Here is a 24489-nt window from a genome sequence, read left to right on the forward strand (position 1 = left end):
CGCCGGGGTTCCTGCGGGTGGAATGTTGATCCGCCCGCGTTCCGCAATAGCTTTTCCGTGAACGCCGCCGCACCGGCGGCCAGAAACGGAGAAGCCGGATGTCGAATTACCTTCGCCTGGCGCTCATGGTAGCCACCTCTGTCGTGCTGATGTACGGCATCACCTACCTGCAAAGCGCCGAGATCGTCGATCATGCCTATCTAAGCGAGTCGCGGGCCTTCGTGTCGCTGATGATGGGCGCGGTCATGACTGTCGTCATGCTGCTGTGGATGCCGGGCATGTACAGCAACCGCAGCGCCAACATCGCCATCATCCTCGGCTGCGCCGTCGCCTTCGGCGGGCTGCTGTACCTGATGCGCAGTCAGGACACGGTGGGCGATGTCGCGTGGATGCGCGCCATGATCCCGCACCACTCGATCGCCATTCTCACCAGCGGGAACGCCGAGTTGTCCGACCCGCGCGTGCAGGACTTGGCGCAAGAGATCATCGACGCGCAGGTGCGCGAGATCGACGAGATGAAAGCCCTTATCGCCGACCTGACCGGCGCGTCGTCCCAGACGGCCGCAGTGCAGTAAGGAGAGCGTGATGCTTGATGTAACGAAACCGGAAGAGACGGGCGGAAAGGCGGTCCTGTACCGCATGGTCATGCCCGATCACCTGTGCCCCTTCGGCCTGAAGTCGAAGGATCTGCTTGAGCGCGAGGGGTACGAGGTCGAAGACCACCACCTGACCACCCGCGAAGAGACCGACGCCTTCATGGAGCGGCACGGCGTCAAGACAACGCCGCAGACATGGATCGGCGACGAGCGGATCGGCGGCTATGACGACTTGCGCGTGGCGTTCGGCAAGGAAGATCCCGCGCAGGAGACCAGCTATCGCCCGGTGATCGCGATCTTTTCGGTCGCTTTCCTGATGGCGGTGGCGCTGGCGGTGGCCACGTTCGGCACGCCGCTGACCCCGCGCACGATCGAATGGTTCGTCGCCATCTCGATGTGTTTCCTTGCCGTGCAGAAGCTTCAGGACGTCGAACAGTTTTCGACCATGTTCCTGAACTATGACCTGCTGGCGCGGCGCTGGGTGCCTTACGGCTATGTCTACCCCTATGGCGAGGCGCTGGCGGGCATTTTGATGGTCGGCGGTCTGCTGACGTGGCTGTCTGCTCCGGTTGCGCTGTTCATCGGGACGGTGGGCGCGGTGTCGGTGTTCAAGGCGGTCTACATCGACAAGCGAGAGCTGAAGTGCGCCTGCGTCGGCGGCAATTCCAACGTGCCGCTTGGCTTCGTGTCGTTGACCGAGAACCTGATGATGATCGCGATGGGCATCTGGATGCCGCTGCGCCTGTGGATGGGCTGGTAGCCGTCAGGCGCCCAGCAGGTTGTACAGCGACAGCCCCAGCAGAAACACGGCAGAGCAGGCCGTCGCGACCAGAAGCGCGGACCAGACGGTCGGGCGGGGCGGGGGAATGTGATGTCCCATCACGGATCGCGATTGGCGTTTCATGCGCTCAGCTTGCCGCAAAGGTCTTGCCACGGGGTTAACGGTTGGCCTTAACGCGCTGTTAGCCGATCCCGGCCCAAGATCGCCGGCGTGCATATTCGCTGGGACAGCCTGACAGAACGCGCGTGGGGTATGGCCCTGCCGGACACCGCCTGCGCGATGCAGCAGGCGTGGCGCTATGGCGCGGCGGTGCAGGCGATGGGCGGTGCCGTCCACCGGGCCGAGATTTGGGACGGCGGCCGGTTTCTGGGGCTGGCGCAGGTCCTTGTGCGGCGGGCCGGTCCGCTGCGGCTGGGCTGGCTGTCGCGGGGGCCGGTCTGGCATGATCGTCCGGGCGACGCCCGCGCCGCGCTTCACGCCCTGCGGCGGGCGCTGCCCCAACCGGGGCCGCGTCTGCTGCTGAGCATGTCAGAGGATCGGGTGCCCGGCGTTCTGCCGCTGGTCACGCCGGTCTGCATGGCCGAAGTCGCGCTTGCGCCGGAACCCGCGACGATGCGCGCGCGCCTGCACCAGAAATGGCGCAACCGTCTTGTCCGGGCCGAGGCGAGCGGCCTGAAAGTGACCGTGACGGCGGCGTCTGGCGCGGACATGGACTGGCTTCTGGCGTTGGACGGCGCACAGGCGCGGGCGCGCGGGTATCGCCGCCTGCCGCCCGCCTTTCTTGCCGCATGGACCGCCTGCAAGGGGCCGCCGCCGTACCTGTTCACCGCGCGCCTGAAGGGCGACCCGGTGGCGGCGATGCTGTTTCTGGACCATGCGCCGGGGGCCACCTATCACCTTGGCTGGAATGGGCCGCAGGGCAGGGCGCTGTCGGCGCATCACCTGCTGCTGTGGCGGGCGATGCGGTACTTTGCGCGCAACACGCGACGGCGCTTGGATCTGGGGGCGCTGGACACCGTGACCGCGCCGGGGCTGGCGCGGTTCAAGCTGGGCACGGGCGCGCAGGCGCGGTGGCTGGGGCCGACCGCTTTGGTTCCGCCGTGGCGGCGCGAAAGACCTTGCGCGGTGAACGAAACCGCCGCAATGCTGGCCGCACCCTTTTCCGTAACGGACGATCATTGATGCGCATGTTTCTGTTTCTGCTGGCGTTTCTGCCGGCACCGCTATTCGCCGAAGGTCTGGATGGCCGCACGCTGAACTTTCATATCGAAACCTGGGACGACCCCGCAGAGCCGCTGTTCGAAACTGGCGTTCTGACTGCCCCCGTGGGGCCTGGCGTGGAACTGGATGTCGGCACGCTGGGCCGCAAGGCCGGGTTCGACCTGATCCCCCTGATGGTGGACGTGGACGGCGACCGGCTGACGCTCGATTTCTCGGAAACGGGGCCGCAGGACTTCTACACGTCGCGGTTCAACGGCTATGTCATCGACTTCGGCAAGGGCTGCCCGATGCTGACTGGCGCGCGTCTGGACCACGACGCGACGACGCTGCCCATCGGCGGCAAGCGCCTGACGGTCGAGGACGGCGTGCTGCGGGTCAACGTGTCGGGGCTGGTCACCGACTGGCAGCAGAAGGCCGTGATCCGGCTGGAACTGTCCCCCTGCACGGGCGGCTAGGCAACGGGCGCCGAACCGGCGTTACAGCAGGTTCGGCAGCCACAACACGATGCCGGGGAAGGCGATCAGCACTGCCACCGTCACCACGTCCGCGATAAAGAACGGCGAGGCGCCGCGAAACACGTCCTGCACCGAGATCGGCAGCTTGTTGTCCTGCGCCACGCCCGCGACCACGAAGCAGTTCAAGCCGATGGGCGGCGTGATCAGGCATAACTCGGCCATCTTCACCACGATGATGCCGAACCAGATGCCGCATTCCTCGGACGTCATGCCCAGCGCGCCGGGCGCATCGCCGACCGCGCCGTTCAGGGCCAGCACGGCAGGGAAGGTCACGGGCAGCGTCAGGATCAGCATCCCGATGGCGTCCATGAACATGCCCAGCACGACATAGGCCAGCAGGATCAGCAACAGCGTCAGATAGGCAGGCTGGTCCAACCCGCCGATCCAGTCCGCGAAGGACTCGGGCAGCTTGGCGAAGCCAAGGAAGCGGACGTAGATCAGCACGCCCCAGATCATCGTGAAGATCATCACCGTCAGCTTGGCCGCTTCCATCAGCGCGCCGCGCAGCTGGCCCCAGCGCATGCCCTTCCACAGCGCCATCACCAGCACCACGAAGGCGCCCAAGGCCCCGGCTTCGGTCGGGGTCGCCCAGCCGAAATAGATCGAATAGACGATGATCGCGATCACCAGCAGGATCGGCGTGGTGCCGGGCAGGGACGCGAACCGTTCGCGCCAAGTGAACCCGCGGACGGGCGGGCCCAGCGAGGGCCAGACCCGCGCCTGACCCACGATCAGCGCGGCATAGATCAGCGCCGACACCGCGCCGGGCAGGAACCCGGCCAGCAGCAGCTTGCCCACCGACTGTTCGACGATGATGGCGTAGATCACAAGGATCGCCGAGGGCGGTATCAGCGAGGCCAGCGTGCCCCCCGCCGCCACGACACCGGCGGCGAACCGTTTGTCATAGCCATATTTCAGCATCTCGGGGATCGCGATGCGCGCGAACACCGCCGAGGTCGCGACCGACGCGCCGCTGACCGCCGCGAAGCCCGCCGTGGCAAAGACCGTGGCCACGCCCAGCCCGCCGGGCAGCCAGCCGACCCAGCGCCGTGCCGCTTCGAACAGGTACCGGGTCAGACCGGCGTAATAGGCGAGATAGCCGATCAGGATGAACGTCGGGATCAGCGACAGCGAATAGGTCGTCGACTTGGAATGCGGGATCTGGCCCGCGAGTTTCATCGCGGTGATCAGCCCCTTGTCGAACCCCTGTTTCGACATGAAGAACAGGCACAGCCCAAGGAAGCCGATGAAGGCCGTGGCGAAAGCCACCCGCACGCCGATCATAACCAGCACCACCAGCGCGGCGGACAGCCAAAGCGACATGCGGAACACATCCATGTCCGCCAGCAGCGCCTTCATGTCGATCAGCGCGTCCATGCGGGCCTCGTCGCCTGTTGTGGGGTCAGTTCGCGAGTCGGTTCGGGGGGCAGTTCGGGGGCAGGGGTCATTCCACCGTCTCCGCCTCGTGCGCGGCCTGTGTCGCCGGATCTTCGATCAGCGGCACCGCGACCGGCGCGGGATCGCCGCGCAGCAAGGCGCGGCCATAGCCCCAGACCTGAAGCGCCAACCGGACCCACAGCACCGCCAGCGCCACCGGCACCAGAAGCTTCGCGGGCCACAGCGGCAGCGAGATGTCGATGGAACTGTCGCGCGACCACAAGGGCGCCGACCAGTCGAACGACCGCTGGAAGTGGAACCATGTGCCGTAGATCAGCGCGGTCGTCAGAAGCAGCATGAAGATCACCGACAGAAGCTCGGCGAACCACAGGCCCCGCCCGCGCAAGCGGCTGACCACGATGTCCATGCGGATGTGCCCGCCCTCGCGCTGGCAGTAGGCGAGACCGAGAAAGGCGAAGCAGGCCATGAACTGCTGCGTCCAGTCCACGTATCCCGGCACCGGCATCCCAAGGAATTTACGCCCCAGCACGTTCCACACCGCCAGCAGCACCAGCATGAAGATCACGATGCCCCCGATCAGGTTCATCGTGGTCTCCAGCCGCAGCCACGCGCGATCGGCGCGCGACACGGCGCTTTTGTCTGCAAGAACCGAAGATGTCGTCATGCGTATTCAGCCTGCCAGCCCCGCGCCCCGGGACAGATCCGGGACGCGGGGTCGGGTTACATCCGCTCTTTCTCGAGCGTTTCCAGAACGAGGTCGTAGAGTTCCTGCGCCGGAAGCCCCTGCGCGCTCATCTCCTCGATCCAGGCGTCGTGGATCGGCTTGCCCGCCGTCTCGCGGAACTCGGCCAGCACCTCGTCCGAGATCTGCACCTTCTCGACGCCCTTCTCGGCCAGCACCTCTTCCCAGCGGTTCAGAAGCTCGCCGTAGTTTTCAAGGTAATAGGCGATGGCTTCGTCGACCGACTCGTCGAGGATCGCGCGGTTCTCGTCGGACAGGTCGTTATAGGCGTCGATGTTCACGACCACCGGGCAGTTCACGGTGCCGGGGTTCAGGTTCTCGGTCCACCAGTCGGCGATGTCGATGGTGCGGAACGACAGGTGCGCGTGCTGCGCGAAGGCGACGGTGTCGACCACGCCGCTTTCCATCGCGTTGTAGGTTTCCGACGCGGTCATCGAGGTGGGCACGGCGCCGACGCTTTCGAAGGCGTTGCCAATGCCGCCCGTCGCCCGGACCCGCATCCCGTCGAAATCGTCCAGCGTGGTGCGCGGGTCGCCGGTGCCGACGATGTTGTACTGCGGCATGGGCGAGGTCATCAGCAGCTTGGCGTTCCACTGCTCCATCTCTTCCTGCACCGCCGGGTGGTCGTAGACCGCCTTCGACACGGCGACCTCTTCCTTTAGGCTGGACACGCCCATGAAGGGCAGCTCCAGCACGGTGATCGCGCGGTTCTTGTCGCGGTGATATCCGGCGCAGAACTGCGCCATCTCGAACGCGCCGATTGAGATGCCGTCGAGGTTCTCGGTGTTCTTCGACAGGCCGCCGTAGGACACGTTCATCGTGAAATCGCCGCCGGACTTCTCCTCCACCAGTTCGGCGATCTTCTCGATATGTTCAGTGAACGCGCGCCGCTGGCCCCAGACCGATACGTTCCATTCCACGGCAATGGCTTCACCGGCGAACGCAGTTGCAAGGGCCGCAAGCGCGGCCTTGCCCATCAAATGGGTCATGGTTTCCTCCCTGTTGTCGCGGGCATTCGCCCGTCATGGCGGGCAGCCTAGTCCGGGAGGGCGGCGTTCACCAAGCCAAAATTGCCCCTGCGGCAGCCGCGTTCGGCACCCTTCGGGATCACGCGGGTTTGAAACGCGCGTGATCCGGGGCAGGGGCGGGATGCCTATTCGATGGGCGGGACGGCCTTCAGGTAGGCGGCCAGCGCAGCGCGGTCCGCCTCGGGCAGTTCGGCAAGGTTGGTGACGACGTCGGCCATGTGGCCCCCGACGCTGTCGAACATCGGGGTGAACCCCGAAGTGAAATACTCGACCAGATCCGCCTCGGCCCAGTCCAGCGCCGCGGGCGTGATGTTCGGCACGCGGCCCTCGCCGCTGGGGTTCGGCGCCCCGCCCAGCCAGCGCGACTTGTTCAGCCCGCCCAGAATGTTGCGCTCGGTATGGCATTCGGCGCAGTGGCCCAGCGCCTCGGCGATATAGCGGCCTTGGGTCGTGGTGTCGTCCAGCCCGGCGGTCACGACGAAATCGTCGTTCAGGAACAGGAACTTCCAGCCGCCTAGCGACCGCCGGATGTTGAACGGGAAGCCCACGTCGTGCGGCTGGCTGGGCGTGTCGCTGGCCGGAAGGGTTTGCAGGAAGCCATGCAGCGACACGATATCCTGCGGCGTGGCATGGACATAGGCGGTGTAGGGGAAGGCCGGATAGTAGTGGCTGCCCTCGGGCGAAACGCCGTGGTGCATCGCGTTGTACAGGTCCAGCGCCGACCAGTCGCCGATGCCCTCTGCCGGGTCGGACGAGATGTTGGGCGCATAGAAGGTGCCGAAGTCGCTTTCCAGCGGACGCCCGCCGGACAGGACCAGCTTTTCCTCGCCCGACGCGCCTTCGGGGGCGTGGCACGAGGCGCAGCCGCCTGCGTAAAAGACCCATTCGCCCCGTTCCAGATCGGGTTCCAGCCCCGCAAGCACCTCTGCGTCGGCCATGACCGGCCGGGTGACGTACCAGAAGACGGCGGCGCCGATGACGATCAGGACGGCGAGGATTGAAAGAATACGGCCCATGCGGTGCCCCCGTATGCGTGTCTCAATGGGTTTGACGGTAGGACCTGTGACCGGTTCCGCAAGCCGCCCCGACCGCACTGGAACCGCGCCGAAGGCGGGGCCGGACAGGCTTTGGGAGCTGGCGCAGGACCATCATAACTGGCTTTCCCGTGAAACGGTTTTGCTGCGGGCGATGGTACCTGCGAAACGGCAGAAGGCCAGCCGCTGATTTCGCGGCGTCGGTGTGCGGAAATGCAGAGTGCGGCTCGGTCGCGCGGCTATCGCACCACCCGGCCCGGTGCGCGAACCCTGTCCAACGTCAGCCAGTCGGGCCAGCCGAACAGCCGCTCGTAGCCGAACAGAAGCAGACAGATCACGACGATGGCCGCCACCAGCTTGACGCGGTCCCAAGACGGCGGGTTCTGCGCCCAGCGTTTCGCCCGCAGAAGCCACATCATGCGCGGTGCTCCTTGGTGGCAAACTCGGCGGCACGGCGGATTGACCCGTCCGGCGGGGTCATTAAGCTGCGGCCCAGTTCATCGGATTCATTGCCAGAGACATTTGCCATGCTTCGTACCGTTTTCCTGTCCGGCGCCCTGTCGGCTGTCCTTTGCCTTGCCGCGACCGCGCCGCAGGCCCAGCCCACCGAGGACGAGATCGCCGCCGCGCGGCTGGAATATATCGACGGCGACTATGCCGCCGCGCTTGAGGTGCTGATGCCCGCCGCCGAGGCGGGCGACGCCAACGCCCAGAACATTGTGGCCGATGCCTACGACAAGGGCAACGGAGTGGAACAGGACACAGCCAAGGCGCTGGAATGGTGGGAGAAATCGGCAGCGCAGGACTTCGACCGCGCGTTGCACAACCTTGGGCACCATTATGCCGCGTCGGACCCGGCGACATCGGCGGGCTACTACGAACGGGCCGCCGCGCTTGGCTATCACCATTCGATGGTGAACCTCGGGCGGCTGTACGAAAAGGGCCTGCTGGGCGACGAGCCGGATCTGGAGCGCGCGGCAGAGCTGTACGAACAGGCGTCTGATCTGGGCAACGCGCTGGCGATGAACAACCTTGGGCGGTTATACGTGATCGAGGACGGGCTGGGGCCGGACTATCCCTATGCGCTTGGCCTGTTCTACGACGCCGCCGAGGCGGGCAGCGTGCGGGGCGTGTCGAACCTTGGCGCGATGTACGCAAACGGGTACGGCGTGACGTACGACCCGATGGCCGCCATCGCGCTGTACCGCATGGCGGCCGAGCAGGGTCATGCACAGGCGGCGGCCAACCTTGCCTATTGGTTGATCGAATGGGATTTCGGCTGGACCAATCCGGCTGAGGGCTGGGCGTGGTGCCAGGTCGCGATCGAACAGGCCGAACCCGCCGACCTGGCGGGCTTCGAGGCCGACTGCGACTATCTGTCAGAATTCGTGGACGACGCGGCGATGGCGGCGGCGGCAGAGATCAAGCCGGGCCTTCTTCGGTAAAGCGGACATTGCCGATGAACGGCAGGTTCCGGTTTCGCTGGCCATAGTCGATGCCATATCCAACAACGAACTCGTCCGGGATCTCGAACCCGGTCCAGCTTGCCTTGATGTCCACCTCGCGCCGCGACGGTTTGTCGAGAAGTGCAATGGTTTCAAGCCGTTTCGGCTCGCGGCTTTGCAGAAGCTTCAAGACGTGCGACAGGGTGAACCCGGTGTCGACGATGTCCTCGACCACCAGCACGTCGCGCCCCGCGATCTCTCCGCGCAGGTCCTTCAGGATGCGGACCTCGCGGCTGGATTCCATCGAATCGCCGTAGGAGGACGCCTCGAGGAAATCGACCTCGACCGGCAGATCGAGCTCTCGGACGAGGTCGGCGATGAACACGAAGGACCCGCGCAGCAGGCCCACGACGACCAGCTTATCGGTGTCCCGGAACCGGTCCTGAATCTCGCGCGCAAGCGTTTCGATGCGCGCGGCGATGGCCTTGGCCGAGATCATCGTATCGACGACATAGTCGGGCTGAGACATGTAACCCCCTTGAATTCCCCGGTCGGGACCATACGACAGGACACTGACACCGAAAAGAAGACACACGGCCACATGACCACGCATTCCGATACCCGCACGCTGCCTTATGACGCCCGCCAGATGTACGATCTTGTGGCGGATGTCGAGAAATACCCAGAGTTCCTGCCGTGGTGCGCCGCCGCGCGGGTGCGCAAGGTGGTGCCGACCGACTATGGCGAACTGATGGAGGCCGACCTTGTCGTGTCCTTCAAAGTGTTCCGCGAGCGGTTCGGAAGCCGGGTGGAACTGCACGAGAAAGACTTGAAGATCGTCACGGAATACATTGACGGGCCTTTCAAATATCTGAAATCGACGTGGAACTTCCGCGACCTGCCAGAGGGCGGGTGCGAGGTGTCGTTCTTCGTGGATTTCGAGTTCAAGAACTTCGTCCTGCAAAAGGCGATCGGTCTGGTCTTCAACGAGGCGATGGCCCGTATCGTGGCCGCCTTCGAAAACCGCGCGCGCACGCTGTACGGCTGAGGCGGCGGAAATCCCGGCGACGGGAACGCTATCTTTACGAATTGCGGCAATAGCTTCTGCGACCGACGCGCGCCGAGGAGACTGCCGATGCATACCGACGACCTGGTTGAGTTCGTCAGAAACGCGCAACCGCTGGAAGGGGACCGCGCGATGATGCGGCTGTCGCTGTTCGACTGGGCGATCTGCGGTTTCGCAGGCCGCGAGGCGACCGTGGCACAGCTGGTTGGTAACATGGTCGCGGCCGATGGCGGCGCGGCGCAGGCCAGCCTGTTCGGCAGTTCCCGCCAGTTGCCCGCCCGGTCGGCGGCCTTCTACAACGGCACGGCGGCGCATGCGCTGGAACTGGACGACGCGCATTACGCTTATCAGGGGCACCCCTCGGCGGCGGTGATCCCCGCGGCGCTGGCGGTATCAGAACGCAGCGGGGCGGACGGTTCGACCTTTCTGAACGCCTGCCTGTTGGGCACCGAACTTGCGGTTCGGCTTGGGGTCTGGCTGGGCCGAGGCCCGACAGAGGCCGGATTCGACCTGACCGCGATCACCGGCGGGATCGGCGGTGCGGCGGCGGCGGCGCGGATCATGAACCTTGACGACGAACGCTACCGGCAGGCGCTGAACCTTGCCGCCAGCCGCGCCGCCGGGCTTGGCTGCCAAAGCGGCACGATGGCCAAGGCGATGCAGGTCGGCGCGGCTGCGGCGGCAGGCGTCGAATGCGCCACGCTGGCCAGCCTTGGGATGAGCGCGGCCCCCAGCGCGCTGGTGGGCGAGGGCGATTTCTGCACCACGCTGGGCGGCGACAACGATCAGGGCGCGTGGGTCGGTTTCGGTACGGAATGGTTCTTCGACGGCGTCTCGCACCGTTTCCACGCCTGCGCCCACGGCGCACAGGCGATGATCGAGGCGCTGGAAACCCTTGGCCCGCGACTTGCCGGGGAAACCGTCGAAACGGTAGAGGTCGCGCTGAACCCGCGCTGGGTGTTGCGCGACGCTGTTTCGGCACCGCAGGACGGGCTTCAGGCCAAGTACAGCCTGCCGCATATCGCGGCGATGGTGCTGGATGGTGTCGATACACGAGAGTTGGACAGCTTCTCGGACGCGGCCTGCGCATCGGCCACGGTGGCAGAGCTGCGCAAGCTTGTGACGATCCGCCCCGACGACAGCATCGCGCTGCCTTCGGCGCAGGTCAGCGTCGGCCTTGCGGGCGGGCGCACCATTCAGGCGGTCAGCGATCTGGATCAGGCGATCCCGATGCAGGACCGCGCGACAAAGCTGCGCGGCAAGGCGCGGGCGTTGCTGGGGGATGCAATCCTTCAGCCGTTCTGGACCGCCATCACCACCAGTCAGGCGCCGGAAATGCGCGCCTTCTGCCGCTGCATGGTCGGCCGGTTCCCAACCCCCGCCGCGACCGCTGGCTGACGCGGTCGGGCTGACGACTTGCGGTCGCCGCCCATTTTGACGACGTGTCTTGCGGCCCAGACCGGACCGGCGTCGGGCTCAAACGGCCTAACGCGACGGCGCCCTGAGCGCGGCGATCAGCAGGTCCAGCGCAAAGTCCACGCTGGCGGCGCGCACCGCCGTGCGGCCCAGCGCGCCGAACTCGATGGTCTGCGTCTGAACCGCCAGCCCGGTCTGCGCCAAACCGAAACAGACCCGTCCTTCCGGCTTGTGCTCGGACCCGCCCGGCCCGGCGATGCCGGTGACCGAGACCGCCAGCGTCGCCTCGGACCGCCACAGCGCGCCATGCGCCATCTCGCGCGCGACCTCTTCGCTGACGGCGCCGTGCGCCACCAGCGTCTCTTCCTGCACGCCAAGCATTCCGCGCTTGGCGGCGTTGGAATAGGTGACATAGCCCCGGTCGAACACGTCGGACGATCCCGACACGTCGGTGATCGCCCCGGCGATCAGCCCGCCGGTGCAGCTTTCGGCGGTGGCGATGATCGCCCCCGCCTCGCGCGCCAGTGTCAGAAGGGTTTCGGCCCGGCTGCCCATGTCACATCCCCAGCAACCCATGAGAGATCCCCGCCGCCACCGCCACGCACAGCGCGGCGAAGACACCGGCGATCACGTCGTCCAGCATCACGCCCAACGCATCGCCGCGCCGGTCCGCCCAGCCCACCGGGCCGGGTTTCCAGATGTCGAACAGGCGGAACATGACGAAGGCGCCGACCCAGCCCGGCCACGGGAACACCCACGCGCCCACGTCCGCATGCCACAGGCCCGCCGACAGCGGCCACAGCGCCAGCCAGATCCCCGCGACCTCGTCGATCACGATTTCGGACGGGTCGTGGTCGTCGCTGCCGCGCGTCGCCTCGGCCGTGGCCCACCAGCCGACGACGAAGACCAGCACCGTCGCGGCGGCGAACAGCGGGAAGCCGCCAAGCCCATGCAGCACCCACGCCACCGGGATCGCCACGGCAGAGCCCCACGTCCCCGGCGCCCAAGGCAGCAGCCCGACGCCGAAGAATGTCGCGATTGCCCGGCTCATGATGCGCCCCCCGTCAGCAGGGTGGTCGCCATCGCGGCGATGCCTTCCTCGCGGCCGGTAAAGCCAAGCCGTTCGCTGGTCGTCGCCTTGATCGACACGCGCCCCGGCGCGATGCCAAGGATCTGGGCGATCTTCTGCGCCATCGCAGCGGCATGGGGCCCGATCTTGGGCCGTTCGCAGATCAGCGTCAGGTCGATGTTCGAGATGGCATAGCCCTGCGCCGTCGCCAGTTCTCCCGCGTGGCGCAGGAACAGCGCGCTGTCCGCGCCCTTCCACTGGTTGTCGCTGGGCGGAAAGTGCTGGCCGATGTCGCCCATCGCCAGCGCGCCATAGATCGCGTCGGTGATCGCGTGCATCCCAACGTCGGCGTCGGAATGGCCCTTCAGTTCGTGGGTGTGCGGAACCTCGATCCCGCACAGGATCACGCGGTCGCCGTTGCCGAACCGGTGCACGTCGAACCCGTTGCCGACCCTGATATCCATGCTTGCTCCAAGAAAGGCTTCCGCGCGCCGGAAGTCCGAGGCGCGGGTCAGTTTCAGATTGCGTTCCTCGCCGGGGACCATGACGACCTCGATCCCGGCGGCGCGGGCCACTTCGACATCGTCAGCGGCGGTGCCGGCAAAGGCGGAATGCGCGGCAAGGATCGCGTCGAAGGCAAAACCCTGCGGCGTCTGGGCGCGGTACAGGCCGGACCGATCCTGCAGTCCGGTGACCACGCCCTCGGCCCCGCGCCACAACGCGTCGCTGACTTCCAGCGCCGGAGCGGCGCCGTCGGCGTCTTTCAACGCGGTCAGCACGTCCGAGATGATGCGCTGGCTGACCAGCGGCCGCGCGGCGTCGTGAATCAGAACATGCGTACAATTCGAGCCCGCCAGCGCCTCAAGCCCGGCGCGGACCGAGTCGCTGCGAGCCTCGCCGCCCGCCACAGAGGTGACGTCGGGAAACTCTGCCGCGCGGTGCATTTCCTGCGGGTGAAGCACCATGACGATGCAGTCCACACCGGCCGCAGCGCGGTATGCGTCTAACGTCCAGTCAATGACGCGACGCCCGGCAAGTGTCTGCCATTGCTTCGCAATGTCCCCCCCGGCACGGGTGCCCCGTCCGGCGGCAACGATGATGGCGGCTGTGTCGGTCATGCGCTCCTCGGTGCGGCCCCGGACTGTCTATTGCCAGTCTGCCGGGGTGACAATGGAGGACATTTTGCAGGCCAATGTGATTAAAAATAAGTCATATCGTGAAATGTGGGGCACAATACGCGTGAAGGAATTGTATTCCAATCGCTTGCGGAATAGCTACCAACACAACCGCACAAGGAATAGGCAATTGACCATTCGATTGGCGACCGTACCTATAGACCCTCCGGTCCTGCTGGCTCCGATGGCTGGCATCACCGATCTGCCGTTCCGGCGGATCGTGTCCGGCTTCGGCGCGGGCCTTGTCGTGTCCGAGATGGTCGCAAGCCAGGAAATGGTGCAGGCGAAGCCCGGCGTGCGCGAGCGGGCCGAGCTTGGCTTTGGCGAACAGGCCACCGCCGTGCAACTGGCCGGGCGCGAGGCGCATTGGATGGCCGAGGCCGCGCGCGTGGTAGAGGCGAACGGCGCGCGCATCATCGACATCAACATGGGGTGCCCCGCGAAGAAGGTCACCAGCGCGTCGGGGGCAGGGGCTTCGGGCTCGGCCCTGATGAAGGATCTCGACCACGCGCTGACGCTGATCGAGGCGGTGGTGACCGCCGTCGACGTGCCGGTGACGCTGAAGACGCGGCTGGGCTGGGACGACGACATGCTGAACGCCGCCGAGCTGGCCCGCCGGGCCGAGGGCGCAGGCGTGCAGATGATCACGATCCACGGCCGCACCCGCTGCCAGTTCTACAAGGGCGCGGCCGACTGGGCTGCGATCCGGGGCGTGGTGGATGCCGTGTCTGTGCCCGTGATCGCGAACGGCGACATCCTTGGTGCCGACGACGCGCGCCGCGCGCTGTCGCAGTCGGGCGCTGCGGGCGTGATGATCGGGCGCGGGGCGCAGGGCCGTCCGTGGGTGCTGGCCGAGGTGGCCGCCGCCCTGTTCGGCGCGCCGCGTCCCCAGGTGCCCGAGGGCGCGGCGCTGGCCGACCTCGTGGCCGAGCATTTCGAGGCGTCGCTGTCGTTCTACGGCGCGACGCTGGGGCAGAAGGTCGTGCGCAAGCATCTGGGCTGGTACATGGACACCGCCCGGACTCCGGCGGCCCTGCGGCGCGAGATCCTGACCGGCGATGCCGCGCAGGTGCGCCGCCTGCTGCCCATCGCTTTCGATGCCTGCGAGGAGGCCGCCGCAGCATGACTGTCCGCACGCTTGGTGATACGATCTGGGCATCTTTGCCCGTGCCGGCCTTCGTGGTCGACCCGGATGACTGCATCTCGGAGGTCAACGGGCCTGCCGAGCAGTTCCTGAACACGTCGCAGCGGAGCCTGCTGGGGGCGCCGGTCTTCGACAAGCTGGCGATCGACGCGCCGCTGGAACAATCCTTTGGCCGGGTCCGCACAGACCTGTCGCCGCTGTTCATCAACAAGGTGGACGTGTCGGGCGGCAATGCCGCGCCGGTGCAGTGCAACATCCAGATCGCGCCGTTGATCGGGATGCCGGGCCACGTTCTTGTGGTGATGGAGCCGCGCCAGATCGCGGATCGGCTGGGCCGGGCGTATTCGGTGACCTCGGCGGCGAAATCGGCGATCGGCATGGCCGAGATGCTGGCGCACGAGATCAAGAACCCGCTGGCGGGGATCACCGGCGCCGCGCAGCTTCTGTCGATGAACCTGTCGAACGGCGATCTGGAGCTGACGGATCTGATCGTTGCCGAAAGCCGCCGGATCGTGGCGCTGTTGGATCAGGTCGAGCAGTTCGGCAACCTGCGGCCCCCGGAACGGCGCGTGGTGAACATCCACGACCTGCTGGACCGGGCGCGCAAGTCGGCGATGGTGGGTTATGGCGCACACATGAAGATCGTCGAGGACTTCGACCCTTCGCTGCCGCCGACCTATGTCGACGCCGACCAGATGCTGCAGGTGTTCCTGAACCTGCTGAAGAACGCCAGCGAAGCGTCGGCAAAGCGGGCCGGGACGATCCGGTTGCACACATTCTACGACCTGTCGCTGCGGCTGCGCCGGCGCGACGGGGCAGGCGGCGCGCTGCCGCTTCAGATCGAGATCATCGACGACGGCCCCGGGATCCCCGAGGACATGCAGGGCGACATCTTCGAACCCTTCGTGTCGGGCCGCGAGAACGGCACCGGGCTAGGCCTCGCGTTGGTGAGCAAGATCATATCCGACCACGACGGCTGGATCTCGGTGGATTCGGTGCCCGGACGCACCGTGTTCCGCATCTCTCTTCCTATCGCGCCGAAAGAGGCGCGGGACGAATGAACATCTCTGGCAAGGAGCCCAACTAATGGACGGTACAGTTCTGGTCGCGGACGACGACCGCACGATCCGCACGGTGCTGACGCAGGCCCTGACCCGAGCCGGCTGCAAGGTGCACGCGACGTCCTCGATGGTGACCCTGATGCGTTGGGTCGAGGAAGGGAAAGGCGACCTCGTGATCTCGGATGTCGTCATGCCCGACGGCAACGGGCTAGAGGCGCTGCCGAAAATCGCCGAGGAACGGCCCGGCCTGCCGGTCATCGTGATCTCGGCGCAGAACACGATCATGACGGCGATTCAGGCGGCCGAGAAGGACGCCTACGATTATCTGCCGAAGCCCTTCGACCTGCCCGACCTGATGAAGCGCGCCGCCCGCGCGCTGGAGGTCAAGCGCCGCGCCACGCCGAAACGCGCGAACGAAGAGCAGACCAAGGACGACCTGCCGCTGGTGGGCCGCACCCCCGCGATGCAGGCGTTGTACCGGCTTGTCGCTCGGGTGATGAACACGGAACTGGCGGTTCTGATCACGGGTGAAAGTGGCACCGGCAAGTCCTTGATCGCGCGGGCGATTCACGACTTCTCGGACCGCCGCACGCTGCCTTTCGTGGTGGCCAGCGCGTCCGACCTTGCAACGATGGACGGTCCCGCCACGCTGATCAGCCGCGCCAAGAACGGGTCGATCCTGTTCGACGAGGTCGGCGATCTGGATGACGACGCGCAGGCGCGGATCGTGCGGATGCTGGACAGCTTCACCGACAACGCGCCGCGGGTCATGGCCACCAGTCAGGCCGATCTTGGCAACAAGATGGAAGCGGGCGCGTTCCGGCAGGATCTGTTCTATCGCCTGTCCGGCGTCACGCTGAACGTGCCGTCGCTGCGGGAACGAGTGGACGACATCCCGCTGCTGGCCGAGCATTTCCTTGCCCGGTCCGAACGCGACGGCCTGCCGGCCCGCCGGTTCACCGAGCAGGCGCTGGACCTGATCCGCGCCTATTCGTGGCCCGGCAACGTGCGCCAGCTTGAAAACACGATCCGCCGTCTACTGGTCACCTCGGCCGAAGAGGAAATCACCCGCGCAGAGACTGAGCAGGTCCTTGGCAACCAGCCCGCGATGGAGCCGTTGCAGGGCGGAAGCGACGGCGACAAGCTTTCGTCGAGCGTCGCCAAGCATCTTCGGCGCTATTTCGACCTGCACGGCGGTGTGCTTCCGCCGCCGGGACTTTACGCGAGGATCCTCCGCGAAGTCGAACTCCCGCTTATAGAAATCGCTCTCGACGCCACCGGCGGCAATCAGGCCAAATGTGCCGATCTGCTGGGCATCAACCGGAACACGCTTCGTAAAAAGATCACCGATCTCGATATTCAGGTGACAAGGCGGCGCAAGTTGATGTAAAACCGCAACATAAGAGTGGCATTGCCGCCGCAGGCGGTATCAAAGACCACTCAGTGTTGCGGTAGCGCCGCCCTCGGGCGGCTGGATAGTGAGGTGAGTCTCGTGCGCACAGCCGTACGACGTCTCAATTGGGAGCGTCTGAGCAGGCTCCGTCGACAGCGCAGGGTTCAGAACGCCGCCACGATTGGGCTGGTGATCCTTGGACCGTTGCTGGCGGCGGCCACCTTCCTCGTTCTCGGCCCGCTGGGGCAGGGAAACGGCTCTCGTGGGCTGCGCATCGTCCTGCTGGCGGACATCGTCTATGCGATGGTTATCGCCGCACTGGTGTTGCAGCGCGTCGCGGCAATGATCGCCGCGCGGCGGGCCCGGTCGGCGGGGTCGCGGTTGCACCTGCGTCTGACCGGCGTGTTCGCGATCGTGGCGCTGGCCCCGGCGGTGCTGGTGGCCGTCTTCGCGGTGATCACGGTGAACTTCGGGCTTGAAGGCTGGTTTTCGGACCGGGTGCGCACGGTGCTGGGCTCGTCCCTGAGCGCGGCGCAAGCCTATGAGGAAGAGCACCGGCAGGACCTGACGCAGGACGCCGAGGCGCTGGCCGAGTACCTGAACGCCGCCCGCCGCAGCGTCTTTTCCGTGTCCGACGGGCAGCTTCGGCAAATCCTGACGCAGGGACAGGCGCAGATCCAGCGCGGCCTGCGCGAGGCTTTCATCATCAACGGCGCCGGCGAGATCCGCGCCCGGGGCGAACGCAGCTATCTGTTCGATTTCGAAGAGCCCGACGCCGAGCTGCTGGAACGCGCCCGCAACGGCGAGACGGTGATCATCGAAGACTGGGACGTGAACGAGTTCCGCGCCATCGTGGCGCTGGACGAATACGTCGACCGGTTGCTGTACGTCTCGCGCAGCGTCGACGGCGAAATCCTGCGCCTGCTGGACGACACGCGCGAGACGGTGAACCTGTACAACCAGCTGGAAAGCGACCGGGGCAAGATCGTGTTCGAGTTCGGGCTGGTTTACCTTGGCTTCGCGGTGATCCTTGTGCTGGCGGCGATCTGGCTGGGCCTGTGGTTCGCCGAACGCCTGTCTCGCCCGGTGGGCCGCCTGACCGGCGCGGCACAGCGCGTGGGCGCGGGCGACATGGACGTGCAGATCCGCGAAGAGAAGGGCGACGACGAGATCGCCATGCTGGGCCGGATCTTCAACCAGATGACCCGTCAGTTGAAAGCGCAGCGCGACACCATGCTGGAAAACAACGCCCAGATCGAACGGCGGCGGCGCCTGTTCGACTCGGTGCTCAGCTCGGTCACGGCGGGGGTCATGGGGCTGGACGAGCAGGGCGAGGTGACGTTCATCAACCGCTCTGCCGCGCGCCTGCTGGGGCTGGACCCCGACCTGCATTCCGGAAGCCTGCACGACCTTGTGCCCGAGTTCGCGCCGCTGTTCGGCCGTCTGCGGGCCGCCGTGGGCGAGACGGTGCAGGAAGAGATCAAGATGATGCGCAAGGGCAAGCTGGAGAACCTGCTTGTCCGGATGGCGGTGCGGACCTACGACGACGGGTCGTTGGAAGGCTACGTGATTGCGTTCGACGACGTGACAGACCTGGTCAGCGCGCAGCGGATGGCCGCATGGGGTGACGTCGCGCGCCGTATCGCGCACGAGATCAAGAACCCGCTGACCCCGATCCAGCTGTCCGCCGAACGCATTCAGCGCAAGTTCGGGCGCGAGGTCGGCGACCCCGACCGGCTGGAGCAGATGACCGAGGTCATCATCCGCCAGACCAACGACCTGCGCCGCATCGTGGACGAGTTCTCGAAATTCGCCCGGATGCCGGAACCCGAACGCCGGGTGCAGGATCTTGCCCGGCTGGTGCGCGACGCGGTGCTTTTGCAGGAAGACGCGCAGCAAGAGGGCGTTACCGTCACGGCGGACATCCCGTCGGACGCGGTGCTGGGCGACATCGACGCCACGATGATCAGTCAGGCGTTGACGAACTTGATCAAGAATGCCGGAGAAGCGATTGAATCCTATCGGGAAAGTTCAGGTGAGGCAGACTATCCCGGTCAGGTGCACGTCGCGATGAGGCTTGGCCGCAATGGTGCGACGATCACCATAGACGACAACGGCATCGGCCTGCCGCCCGACCGGTCGCGTTTGTTCGAGCCATACGTGACCACACGCGAGAAAGGGACCGGCCTTGGCCTGTCCATCGTGAAGAAGATCATCGAAGAGCACGGCGGTACGCTGGCGCTGGTCGATGCAGATCCGTTTACCCCGGGCGCCCGCCACGGCGCCCGGGCCGAAATACGCCTGCCGCTTGTGCCGCAGGACGTGGCCCAACAAAAAACCGAACTTGCCGTATGAGGAAGCAGTCATGAGCGATATTCTTATAGTCGATGACGAGCGCGATATTCGCGAGCTGATCTCCGATATTTTGGAGGATGAAGGCTATGCCACGCGGCTGGCCGCGAACTCGGACGATTGCATGGCCGCAATCAACACCGAACCGCCAGCCCTGATGATCCTGGACATCTGGCTGAAGGACAGCCGCATGGACGGGATCGACATCCTGAAGACCGTCAAGCGCGACAACCCCGGCATCCCGATCGTGATCATTTCCGGCCACGGCAACATCGAGATCGCCGTGGCGGCGATCAAGCAGGGCGCCTACGACTTCATCGAAAAGCCGTTCAACATCGACCAATTGATGGTCGTGATCGGCCGCGCGATGGAAACTTCGCGTCTGCGCCGCGAGAACTCGGAGCTCAAGCGCCGCGACGAGGGGCCGACCGAGATGATCGGCAACAGCTCGGCGTTCAAGACGCTGAAGAACAACCTCGACAAGGTGACCAAGTCGAACGGCCGCGTCATGCTGACCGGCCCGGCGGGGTCGGGCAAGGAAGTGGCGGCGCGCTACATCCATGCCAATTCGAACCGGGCACAGGCGCCCTTCATCACCGTCAATTGTGCGTCGATCGAACCCGAGCGGATGGAAGAAGTCCTGTTCGGCCGCGAAGGCGCCGACCGGGGCGTCGAGCCGGGCCTGCTGGAACAGGCGCACGGCGGCGTGCTGTATTTCGACGAAGTGGCCGATATGCCCTCGGGCACCCAGTCGAAGATCCTGCGGGTGCTGGTGGAACAGTCCTTCCAGCGCGTCGGCGGCACCGACAAGGTGCGCGTGGACCTGCGGGTGATCTCGTCCACGAACCGCGATCTGCAGACCGAGATCGACGCGGGCCGCTTCCGGCAGGAACTGTATCATCGCCTGAACGTGGTGCCGATCATCGTGCCCTCGCTGGAAGACCGCCGCGAGGACATCCCGACGCTGGCGGAATACTTCATCGAGGGCTTCAACAAGACGCAGGGCCTGCCGCAGCGCGACCTGTCCGAAGAGGCCGTCGCGCTTTTGCAGACGATGGTCTGGCCGGGCAACGTCCGCCAGCTGAAGAACGTGATCGAGCGGGTGCTGATCCTTGGCGACGGCACGGGCCAGATCTCGGCCGCCGAACTGCCCCAGTCCGAGCCGCAGGGGCAGGACGACGGCAAGGTGGTGCTGTCGGGCTCGCTTGCGACGCTGCCGCTGCGCGAGGCGCGTGAACTGTTCGAGCGGGAATACCTGCTGACCCAGATCAACCGGTTCGGCGGCAACATCAGCCGCACCGCCAGCTTCGTCGGCATGGAACGCTCGGCGTTGCACCGCAAGCTGAAGTCGCTGGGCGTGGTCACGACCAACAAGGCAGGCAGCCGGATCGCCACGGTCGAGGAAGAGGCGCTGCGCACCGGCTGATCTTCCGGCAAGACCCTTAAAATGCTATGAAATACGGGAAAGCGGCGCCATCAAAGCGCCGCTTTCGCTGTTTTAGCGTCGTGCGTGCGCCGGGATGCGGCGCCGGTCCGCGACGGCTGCGAAGAATTCGCTGGCGGCGCGCGGGGGCATAAGGGGACCGCGCCAGAGAACCGGGGCGGTCGGGGACGAGCGACGGAGGCCCGGATCATGGTACAGACGACCGCAACGCTGGCCGGCGTGGTGATCAACGAAATCGGCGGAATTCCCTTCGGGGCGGGACACGACCTGAACGGCGACGGCAGCGTCGACGCGCAGGACGAGTTCATCGAGCTTTACAACACCAGCGGCGCATCCGTGGACGTCTCGGGCTGGCAGCTGTGGGAGGACAACGTCCTGAAGGCCACGCTGGACCCCGGCACGATCATCGCACCGGGCGACTATCTTGTGCTGGTCGACGGCGTGGACAACGCGAACGCGATCCAGAACGTCAACGGCGCCGCGTCCCAGTACACGGACGGCGAACTGACGCTGTCGGACGGCGATGTCGTGATCCTGTATAACGCGACGGATGATGAATACGTGGTGTTTCAGGGCGCGAACGCGGACGGCGCCGATGTCACGGCGGCGGTCAACGCGCTGCTTGTGTCGCATCCGAGCGCGTCTCAGGTCGGCCCCACCGAACAGGGCGTGGATGATACTATCGGCAATTCGACCAGCCGGGTCGAGGACGGCGACGACGTCTGGGCCGATCAGGGGATTACGCCGGGGGCGGCGAACTGCTTCCTGACCGGGACCCGGATCGAGACGCCCAAGGGGCCCCGTGCCATCGAAGACCTTGCCCCGGGCGATGCCGTCCTGACCTCGGACGGGCGATCGGTTCCGGTCCGGTTTGTGTTCCGGCAAGAGGTGCGGCTGCGCGGCACGATGGCCGCCCGGCTGGAACCTGTGCGGCTGCGCGCCGGGTCTTTGGGGATCGGTTTGCCGTCGCGCGACCTTGTCGTCACCGCCGATCACGGCATCGTGCTTGACGGCCTGCTGGTGAACGCGGGCGCGCTGGTGAACGGGGACGAGATCGCCTTCGTGCCGCATGCGACGCTGCCCGCGCGGATCACGTACTGGCATATCGAGACCGACGCGCACGAGGTTCTGCTGGCCGAAGGCGTCCCCGTCGAAAGCTTCGCCGATGTGGCGGGCAGGGGCCTGTACGACAACCATTCCGACTATCTTGCGCTGTACGGTGCCGACCGGCTGATCCCCGAGATGGACCTGCCGCGCGTCGCCTCGGTGCGCCTGTTGCCAGAGGCGCTGAAAGAGCGGCTGGACGAGGGGCGCGCGGGGGCGTGGAAGGCCAGCGGCTGACGCGGCGCACCTGCAACGCCATAGGGGCGTTCAGCGGCCCGAAGCATGGGCGGCTCTCGACAGGGACCGGCGAACGGGGTAGCACCCCGGGGCATCGGGTTGAGGTCGAGGGACGTGAACATGATCCGCAAGGCAGCACTTCTGCTTTCGCTTCTTGCCGCCGCAGGCTGCGGTTCGACGCCGCCGGTGGCCGAGGTCACCTCGGCCGGGCAGCGCGAAACCGTCGGCACCAGTGGCGTGCCCGAGCAGACCAAGATCGCGGCGCTGACACAGGGCATCCTTGCGCTGTCGCCAGCGATCGATCCGGCAGAGGCCGCGCGCATCGCCGAGATCGCGGTCGAATACCCGCTGTACACGCTGGCGCCGCGCTACCGCGCGGTCGATCCGCCGCTGGTCCACAACGTGAAGGTCAACATGGGGATCAAGCCCCGTGGCCTGTGCAAGGACTGGGCCGACGATCTGGAGGCCCGCCTGCGGCAAGAAGGGTTCCAGACCGTCGACTTCCACCGCGCCATTGCCAACGCCGACAACATCCGGATCGAGCATTCGACCGTCATCGTCAGCGCCAAGGGCGCGGCCTGGAACCAGGGCATCGTTCTTGATCCGTGGCGCGAGGGGCGGGGCGTCCTGTACTGGGCTCCGGTGCTGGAGGACGACCACTACACCTGGATCGAACGGTCCGAGGTATTCCGGATGAAACGGGAATGGGCCGCCGCCAAGGCGCGCTGAGGCCCTGTCCGCCTGCGCGGTCGGTTCGGGATCAGGGCGGTGTCGGGACCCGTTTCGGGGCAACCCCCGGATTCTGCAGGTGCATTGACCCCGCACGCGCCCCGTGCCATCGGTTGGCGACTGGGATGAGTTTGACGGCAAGCAGGGCGACAGGCGCATGAAAGTCATCATCTGCGGCGCGGGTCAGGTCGGCTGGCAGATCGCCCGCCACCTGTCGGGCGAACGCAACGACGTCACCGTCGTGGACAACAACCCCGACCTCGTGCGCCGCGCGACCGATACGCTGGACGTGCAGGGGATCTCGGGCTTTGCCTCGTACCCGGACGTTCTGGACGCCGCCGGTGCGCGCGACGCGGACATGGTCATCGCCGCGACCCACTCGGACGAGGTGAACATGGTCACCTGCCAGGTGGCGCATTCCGTGTTCAGCGTGCCGAAGAAAATCGCGCGCCTGCGCAGTCAGTCCTACCTGAACGCGATCTACAGCGACCTGTACCGGCGCGAGCACATGCCGATCGACGTGGTGATCAGCCCCGAGCGCGAGGTGGCCGACGCCGCCCTGCGCCGCCTGAGGCACCCCGCGGCGTTCGACACCGAAAGCTTCCTTGGCGGCAAGGCCCAGCTCATGGGCATCGTGCTGGACGAGGACTGCCCGGTGGTGAACACGCCGCTGAACCAGCTGTCGGACCTGTTCTCGACCCTGCGCGCCATCGTGGTCGGCGTGCGCCGGTCGGGGCGGCTGTTCGCGCCGGAACCGGGCGATCAGCTGTTCGTGGACGACGAGATCTACGTCTTCGCCCATGTCGACGATGCCGACCGGGCGCTGGAGATCTTCGGCAAAGAGGTCGTGAAGACCCGGCGCGCGGTCATCGTGGGCGGCGGCAACGTCGGGCTTGCGGTGGCCAAGGCGCTGGAAGGTCAGGCCGACCGGGTGCGGATGAAGGTGATCGAGAAAAGCCGCCCCGTGGCCGAACGCGCCGCCGACGCGCTGGAACGGACCATCGTGCTGCATGGCGACGGCCTGAACATGGAACTGCTGGAAGAGGCGAACGTCGCCAAGGCCGACGCCATCCTTGCGGTCACCGACGACGACAAGACCAACATCCTTGCCTGCGTGCGCGCCAAGGCCGCCGGGGCCAAGCTGTCGATCTGCCTGATCAACGACCAGTCGCTGGCGTCGCTGATGATCCCGCTGGACATCGACGCCATCATCAACCCGCGGACCACCACGGTCAGTTCGATCCTGCGCCACATCCGGCATGGCCGCGTCCGCGAGGTCTATTCCATCGGCGATGCCGAGGCCGAGGTGATCGAGGCACAGGTGCTGTCGACCTCGCCCATCGCGGGCCAGCTGCTGCGCGACATCGACTTTCCCGAAGGCGTGCTGGTCGGCGGCGTGATGAAGAACGGCGAGATGCGCCGTCCGGCGGGCAACATGCGGATCGACGAGGGCGACGTGATCGCCATCTTCTCGTTGTCGGCGGACGTTCCGGAGGTCGAGCGGCTGCTGCAGGTCTCGATCGACTTCTTCTGAGGCGG

The 24489-nt window shown here is 66.2% G+C and carries 25 protein-coding genes; 15 read left to right on the plus strand and 10 right to left on the minus strand.

Annotated elements, in window-relative coordinates; all coding sequences use genetic code 11:
* The first annotated feature begins 98 nt into the window (after nucleotides 1–98).
* Together P1K30_RS01900 and P1K30_RS01905 are read left to right on the plus strand one after the other, a co-directional pair.
* Nucleotides 99–575 (plus strand): DUF305 domain-containing protein, encoded by a 477-nt coding sequence (locus P1K30_RS01900; protein WP_275630975.1) that lies wholly within the window; start codon nucleotides 99–101, stop codon nucleotides 573–575.
* Nucleotides 576–585: 10 nt separating this feature from the next.
* Nucleotides 586–1356, plus strand: coding sequence for a glutaredoxin (locus P1K30_RS01905; RefSeq protein WP_275630976.1), 771 nt, complete (start codon nucleotides 586–588; stop codon nucleotides 1354–1356).
* Nucleotides 1357–1359: 3 nt separating this feature from the next.
* Here P1K30_RS01905 and P1K30_RS01910 read toward each other — a convergent pair whose 3' ends face one another.
* Nucleotides 1360–1500, minus strand: a complete 141-nt coding sequence (locus tag P1K30_RS01910) for a hypothetical protein (RefSeq protein ID WP_275630977.1) — start codon at nucleotides 1498–1500, stop codon at nucleotides 1360–1362.
* Between the two features lie 129 nt (nucleotides 1501–1629).
* Here P1K30_RS01910 and P1K30_RS01915 point away from each other — a divergent pair, with 129 nt between their 5' ends.
* Nucleotides 1630–2559 (plus strand): GNAT family N-acetyltransferase, encoded by a 930-nt coding sequence (locus P1K30_RS01915; RefSeq protein ID WP_275630978.1) that lies wholly within the window; start codon nucleotides 1630–1632, stop codon nucleotides 2557–2559.
* Complete coding sequence (locus P1K30_RS01920; protein ID WP_275630979.1) at nucleotides 2559–3053, plus strand: hypothetical protein; 495 nt, start codon at nucleotides 2559–2561, stop codon at nucleotides 3051–3053. Before P1K30_RS01915 ends, P1K30_RS01920 begins: the two co-directional genes overlap by 1 nt.
* 21 nt (nucleotides 3054–3074) lie before the next feature.
* Here the strand turns inward: P1K30_RS01920 and P1K30_RS01925 are convergent, their stop codons facing one another.
* The 5 genes from P1K30_RS01925 to P1K30_RS01945 form a co-directional block, all read right to left on the minus strand.
* Nucleotides 3075–4451: a TRAP transporter large permease gene (locus tag P1K30_RS01925; RefSeq protein WP_275631554.1), complete on the minus strand. Its 1377-nt coding sequence runs from the start codon at nucleotides 4449–4451 to the stop codon at nucleotides 3075–3077.
* 106 nt (nucleotides 4452–4557) lie between these two features.
* Nucleotides 4558–5175: a TRAP transporter small permease subunit gene (locus tag P1K30_RS01930; RefSeq protein ID WP_275630980.1), complete on the minus strand. Its 618-nt coding sequence runs from the start codon at nucleotides 5173–5175 to the stop codon at nucleotides 4558–4560.
* 56 nt (nucleotides 5176–5231) lie between these two features.
* The gene (locus tag P1K30_RS01935; protein ID WP_275630981.1) at nucleotides 5232–6242 is read right to left on the minus strand and encodes a C4-dicarboxylate TRAP transporter substrate-binding protein; all 1011 of its coding nucleotides are present in this window, start codon (nucleotides 6240–6242) and stop codon (nucleotides 5232–5234) included.
* Nucleotides 6243–6406: 164 nt separating this feature from the next.
* The gene (locus tag P1K30_RS01940) at nucleotides 6407–7297 is read right to left on the minus strand and encodes a c-type cytochrome (protein WP_275630982.1); all 891 of its coding nucleotides are present in this window, start codon (nucleotides 7295–7297) and stop codon (nucleotides 6407–6409) included.
* A 257-nt stretch (nucleotides 7298–7554) separates the two neighbouring features.
* Nucleotides 7555–7734: a hypothetical protein gene (locus P1K30_RS01945; RefSeq protein WP_275630983.1), complete on the minus strand. Its 180-nt coding sequence runs from the start codon at nucleotides 7732–7734 to the stop codon at nucleotides 7555–7557.
* A gap of 108 nt (nucleotides 7735–7842) precedes the next feature.
* Between P1K30_RS01945 and P1K30_RS01950 the strand changes: the two genes are divergently transcribed.
* Nucleotides 7843–8760, plus strand: a complete 918-nt coding sequence (locus P1K30_RS01950; protein ID WP_275630984.1) for a tetratricopeptide repeat protein — start codon at nucleotides 7843–7845, stop codon at nucleotides 8758–8760.
* Here P1K30_RS01950 and hpt read toward each other — a convergent pair.
* Nucleotides 8738–9289, minus strand: a complete 552-nt coding sequence (hpt, locus tag P1K30_RS01955; protein WP_275630985.1) for a hypoxanthine phosphoribosyltransferase — start codon at nucleotides 9287–9289, stop codon at nucleotides 8738–8740. The two genes, P1K30_RS01950 and hpt, sit on opposite strands and share 23 nt — an antisense overlap.
* Nucleotides 9290–9361: 72 nt before the next feature.
* Between hpt and P1K30_RS01960 the strand changes: the two genes are divergently transcribed.
* Together P1K30_RS01960 and P1K30_RS01965 are read left to right on the plus strand one after the other, a co-directional pair.
* Nucleotides 9362–9808 (plus strand): type II toxin-antitoxin system RatA family toxin, encoded by a 447-nt coding sequence (locus tag P1K30_RS01960; RefSeq protein WP_275630986.1) that lies wholly within the window; start codon nucleotides 9362–9364, stop codon nucleotides 9806–9808.
* 87 nt (nucleotides 9809–9895) lie between these two features.
* Nucleotides 9896–11224, plus strand: coding sequence for an MmgE/PrpD family protein (locus P1K30_RS01965; RefSeq protein ID WP_275630987.1), 1329 nt, complete (start codon nucleotides 9896–9898; stop codon nucleotides 11222–11224).
* 87 nt (nucleotides 11225–11311) lie between these two features.
* Here P1K30_RS01965 and P1K30_RS01970 read toward each other — a convergent pair whose 3' ends face one another.
* Genes P1K30_RS01970 through P1K30_RS01980 form a run of 3 tightly spaced genes read right to left on the minus strand, consistent with a single transcriptional unit; the run spans nucleotide 11312 to nucleotide 13429 of the window.
* Nucleotides 11312–11797, minus strand: coding sequence for a CinA family protein (locus P1K30_RS01970; protein WP_275630988.1), 486 nt, complete (start codon nucleotides 11795–11797; stop codon nucleotides 11312–11314).
* A gap of 1 nt (nucleotide 11798) precedes the next feature.
* Nucleotides 11799–12293, minus strand: coding sequence for a phosphatidylglycerophosphatase A family protein (locus tag P1K30_RS01975; protein WP_275630989.1), 495 nt, complete (start codon nucleotides 12291–12293; stop codon nucleotides 11799–11801).
* Nucleotides 12290–13429 (minus strand): bifunctional 2-C-methyl-D-erythritol 4-phosphate cytidylyltransferase/2-C-methyl-D-erythritol 2,4-cyclodiphosphate synthase, encoded by a 1140-nt coding sequence (locus P1K30_RS01980; RefSeq protein ID WP_275630990.1) that lies wholly within the window; start codon nucleotides 13427–13429, stop codon nucleotides 12290–12292. Before P1K30_RS01980 ends, P1K30_RS01975 begins: the two co-directional genes overlap by 4 nt.
* A gap of 241 nt (nucleotides 13430–13670) precedes the next feature.
* Between P1K30_RS01980 and dusB the strand changes: the two genes are divergently transcribed.
* The 8 genes from dusB (at nucleotide 13671) to trkA (ending at nucleotide 24484) form a co-directional block, all read left to right on the plus strand.
* Nucleotides 13671–14612, plus strand: coding sequence for a tRNA dihydrouridine synthase DusB (gene dusB, locus P1K30_RS01985; RefSeq protein WP_420852129.1), 942 nt, complete (start codon nucleotides 13671–13673; stop codon nucleotides 14610–14612).
* On the plus strand, nucleotides 14609–15691 hold the full coding sequence (locus tag P1K30_RS01990) for a two-component system sensor histidine kinase NtrB (RefSeq protein WP_275630991.1): 1083 nt from the start codon (nucleotides 14609–14611) through the stop codon (nucleotides 15689–15691). Before dusB ends, P1K30_RS01990 begins: the two co-directional genes overlap by 4 nt.
* 25 nt (nucleotides 15692–15716) lie before the next feature.
* Nucleotides 15717–17081: a response regulator gene (locus tag P1K30_RS01995; protein WP_275630992.1), complete on the plus strand. Its 1365-nt coding sequence runs from the start codon at nucleotides 15717–15719 to the stop codon at nucleotides 17079–17081.
* 102 nt (nucleotides 17082–17183) lie between these two features.
* On the plus strand, nucleotides 17184–19439 hold the full coding sequence (locus tag P1K30_RS02000; protein ID WP_275630993.1) for a sensor histidine kinase NtrY-like: 2256 nt from the start codon (nucleotides 17184–17186) through the stop codon (nucleotides 19437–19439).
* Nucleotides 19440–19449: 10 nt separating this feature from the next.
* A complete protein-coding gene (gene ntrX / locus P1K30_RS02005) occupies nucleotides 19450–20862 on the plus strand; it encodes a nitrogen assimilation response regulator NtrX (RefSeq protein WP_275630994.1) in 1413 nt (470 codons plus the stop codon).
* Nucleotides 20863–21069: 207 nt separating this feature from the next.
* The gene (locus P1K30_RS02010; protein ID WP_275630995.1) at nucleotides 21070–22221 is read left to right on the plus strand and encodes a Hint domain-containing protein; all 1152 of its coding nucleotides are present in this window, start codon (nucleotides 21070–21072) and stop codon (nucleotides 22219–22221) included.
* A 120-nt stretch (nucleotides 22222–22341) separates the two neighbouring features.
* Complete coding sequence (locus P1K30_RS02015) at nucleotides 22342–22950, plus strand: hypothetical protein (RefSeq protein WP_275630996.1); 609 nt, start codon at nucleotides 22342–22344, stop codon at nucleotides 22948–22950.
* 157 nt (nucleotides 22951–23107) lie between these two features.
* The gene (trkA, locus tag P1K30_RS02020) at nucleotides 23108–24484 is read left to right on the plus strand and encodes a Trk system potassium transporter TrkA (RefSeq protein ID WP_275630997.1); all 1377 of its coding nucleotides are present in this window, start codon (nucleotides 23108–23110) and stop codon (nucleotides 24482–24484) included.
* Nucleotides 24485–24489: the final 5 nt, after the last annotated feature.

The organism is Psychromarinibacter halotolerans (genome assembly GCF_029168315.1).
GTDB lineage: Bacteria > Pseudomonadota > Alphaproteobacteria > Rhodobacterales > Rhodobacteraceae > Psychromarinibacter > Psychromarinibacter halotolerans.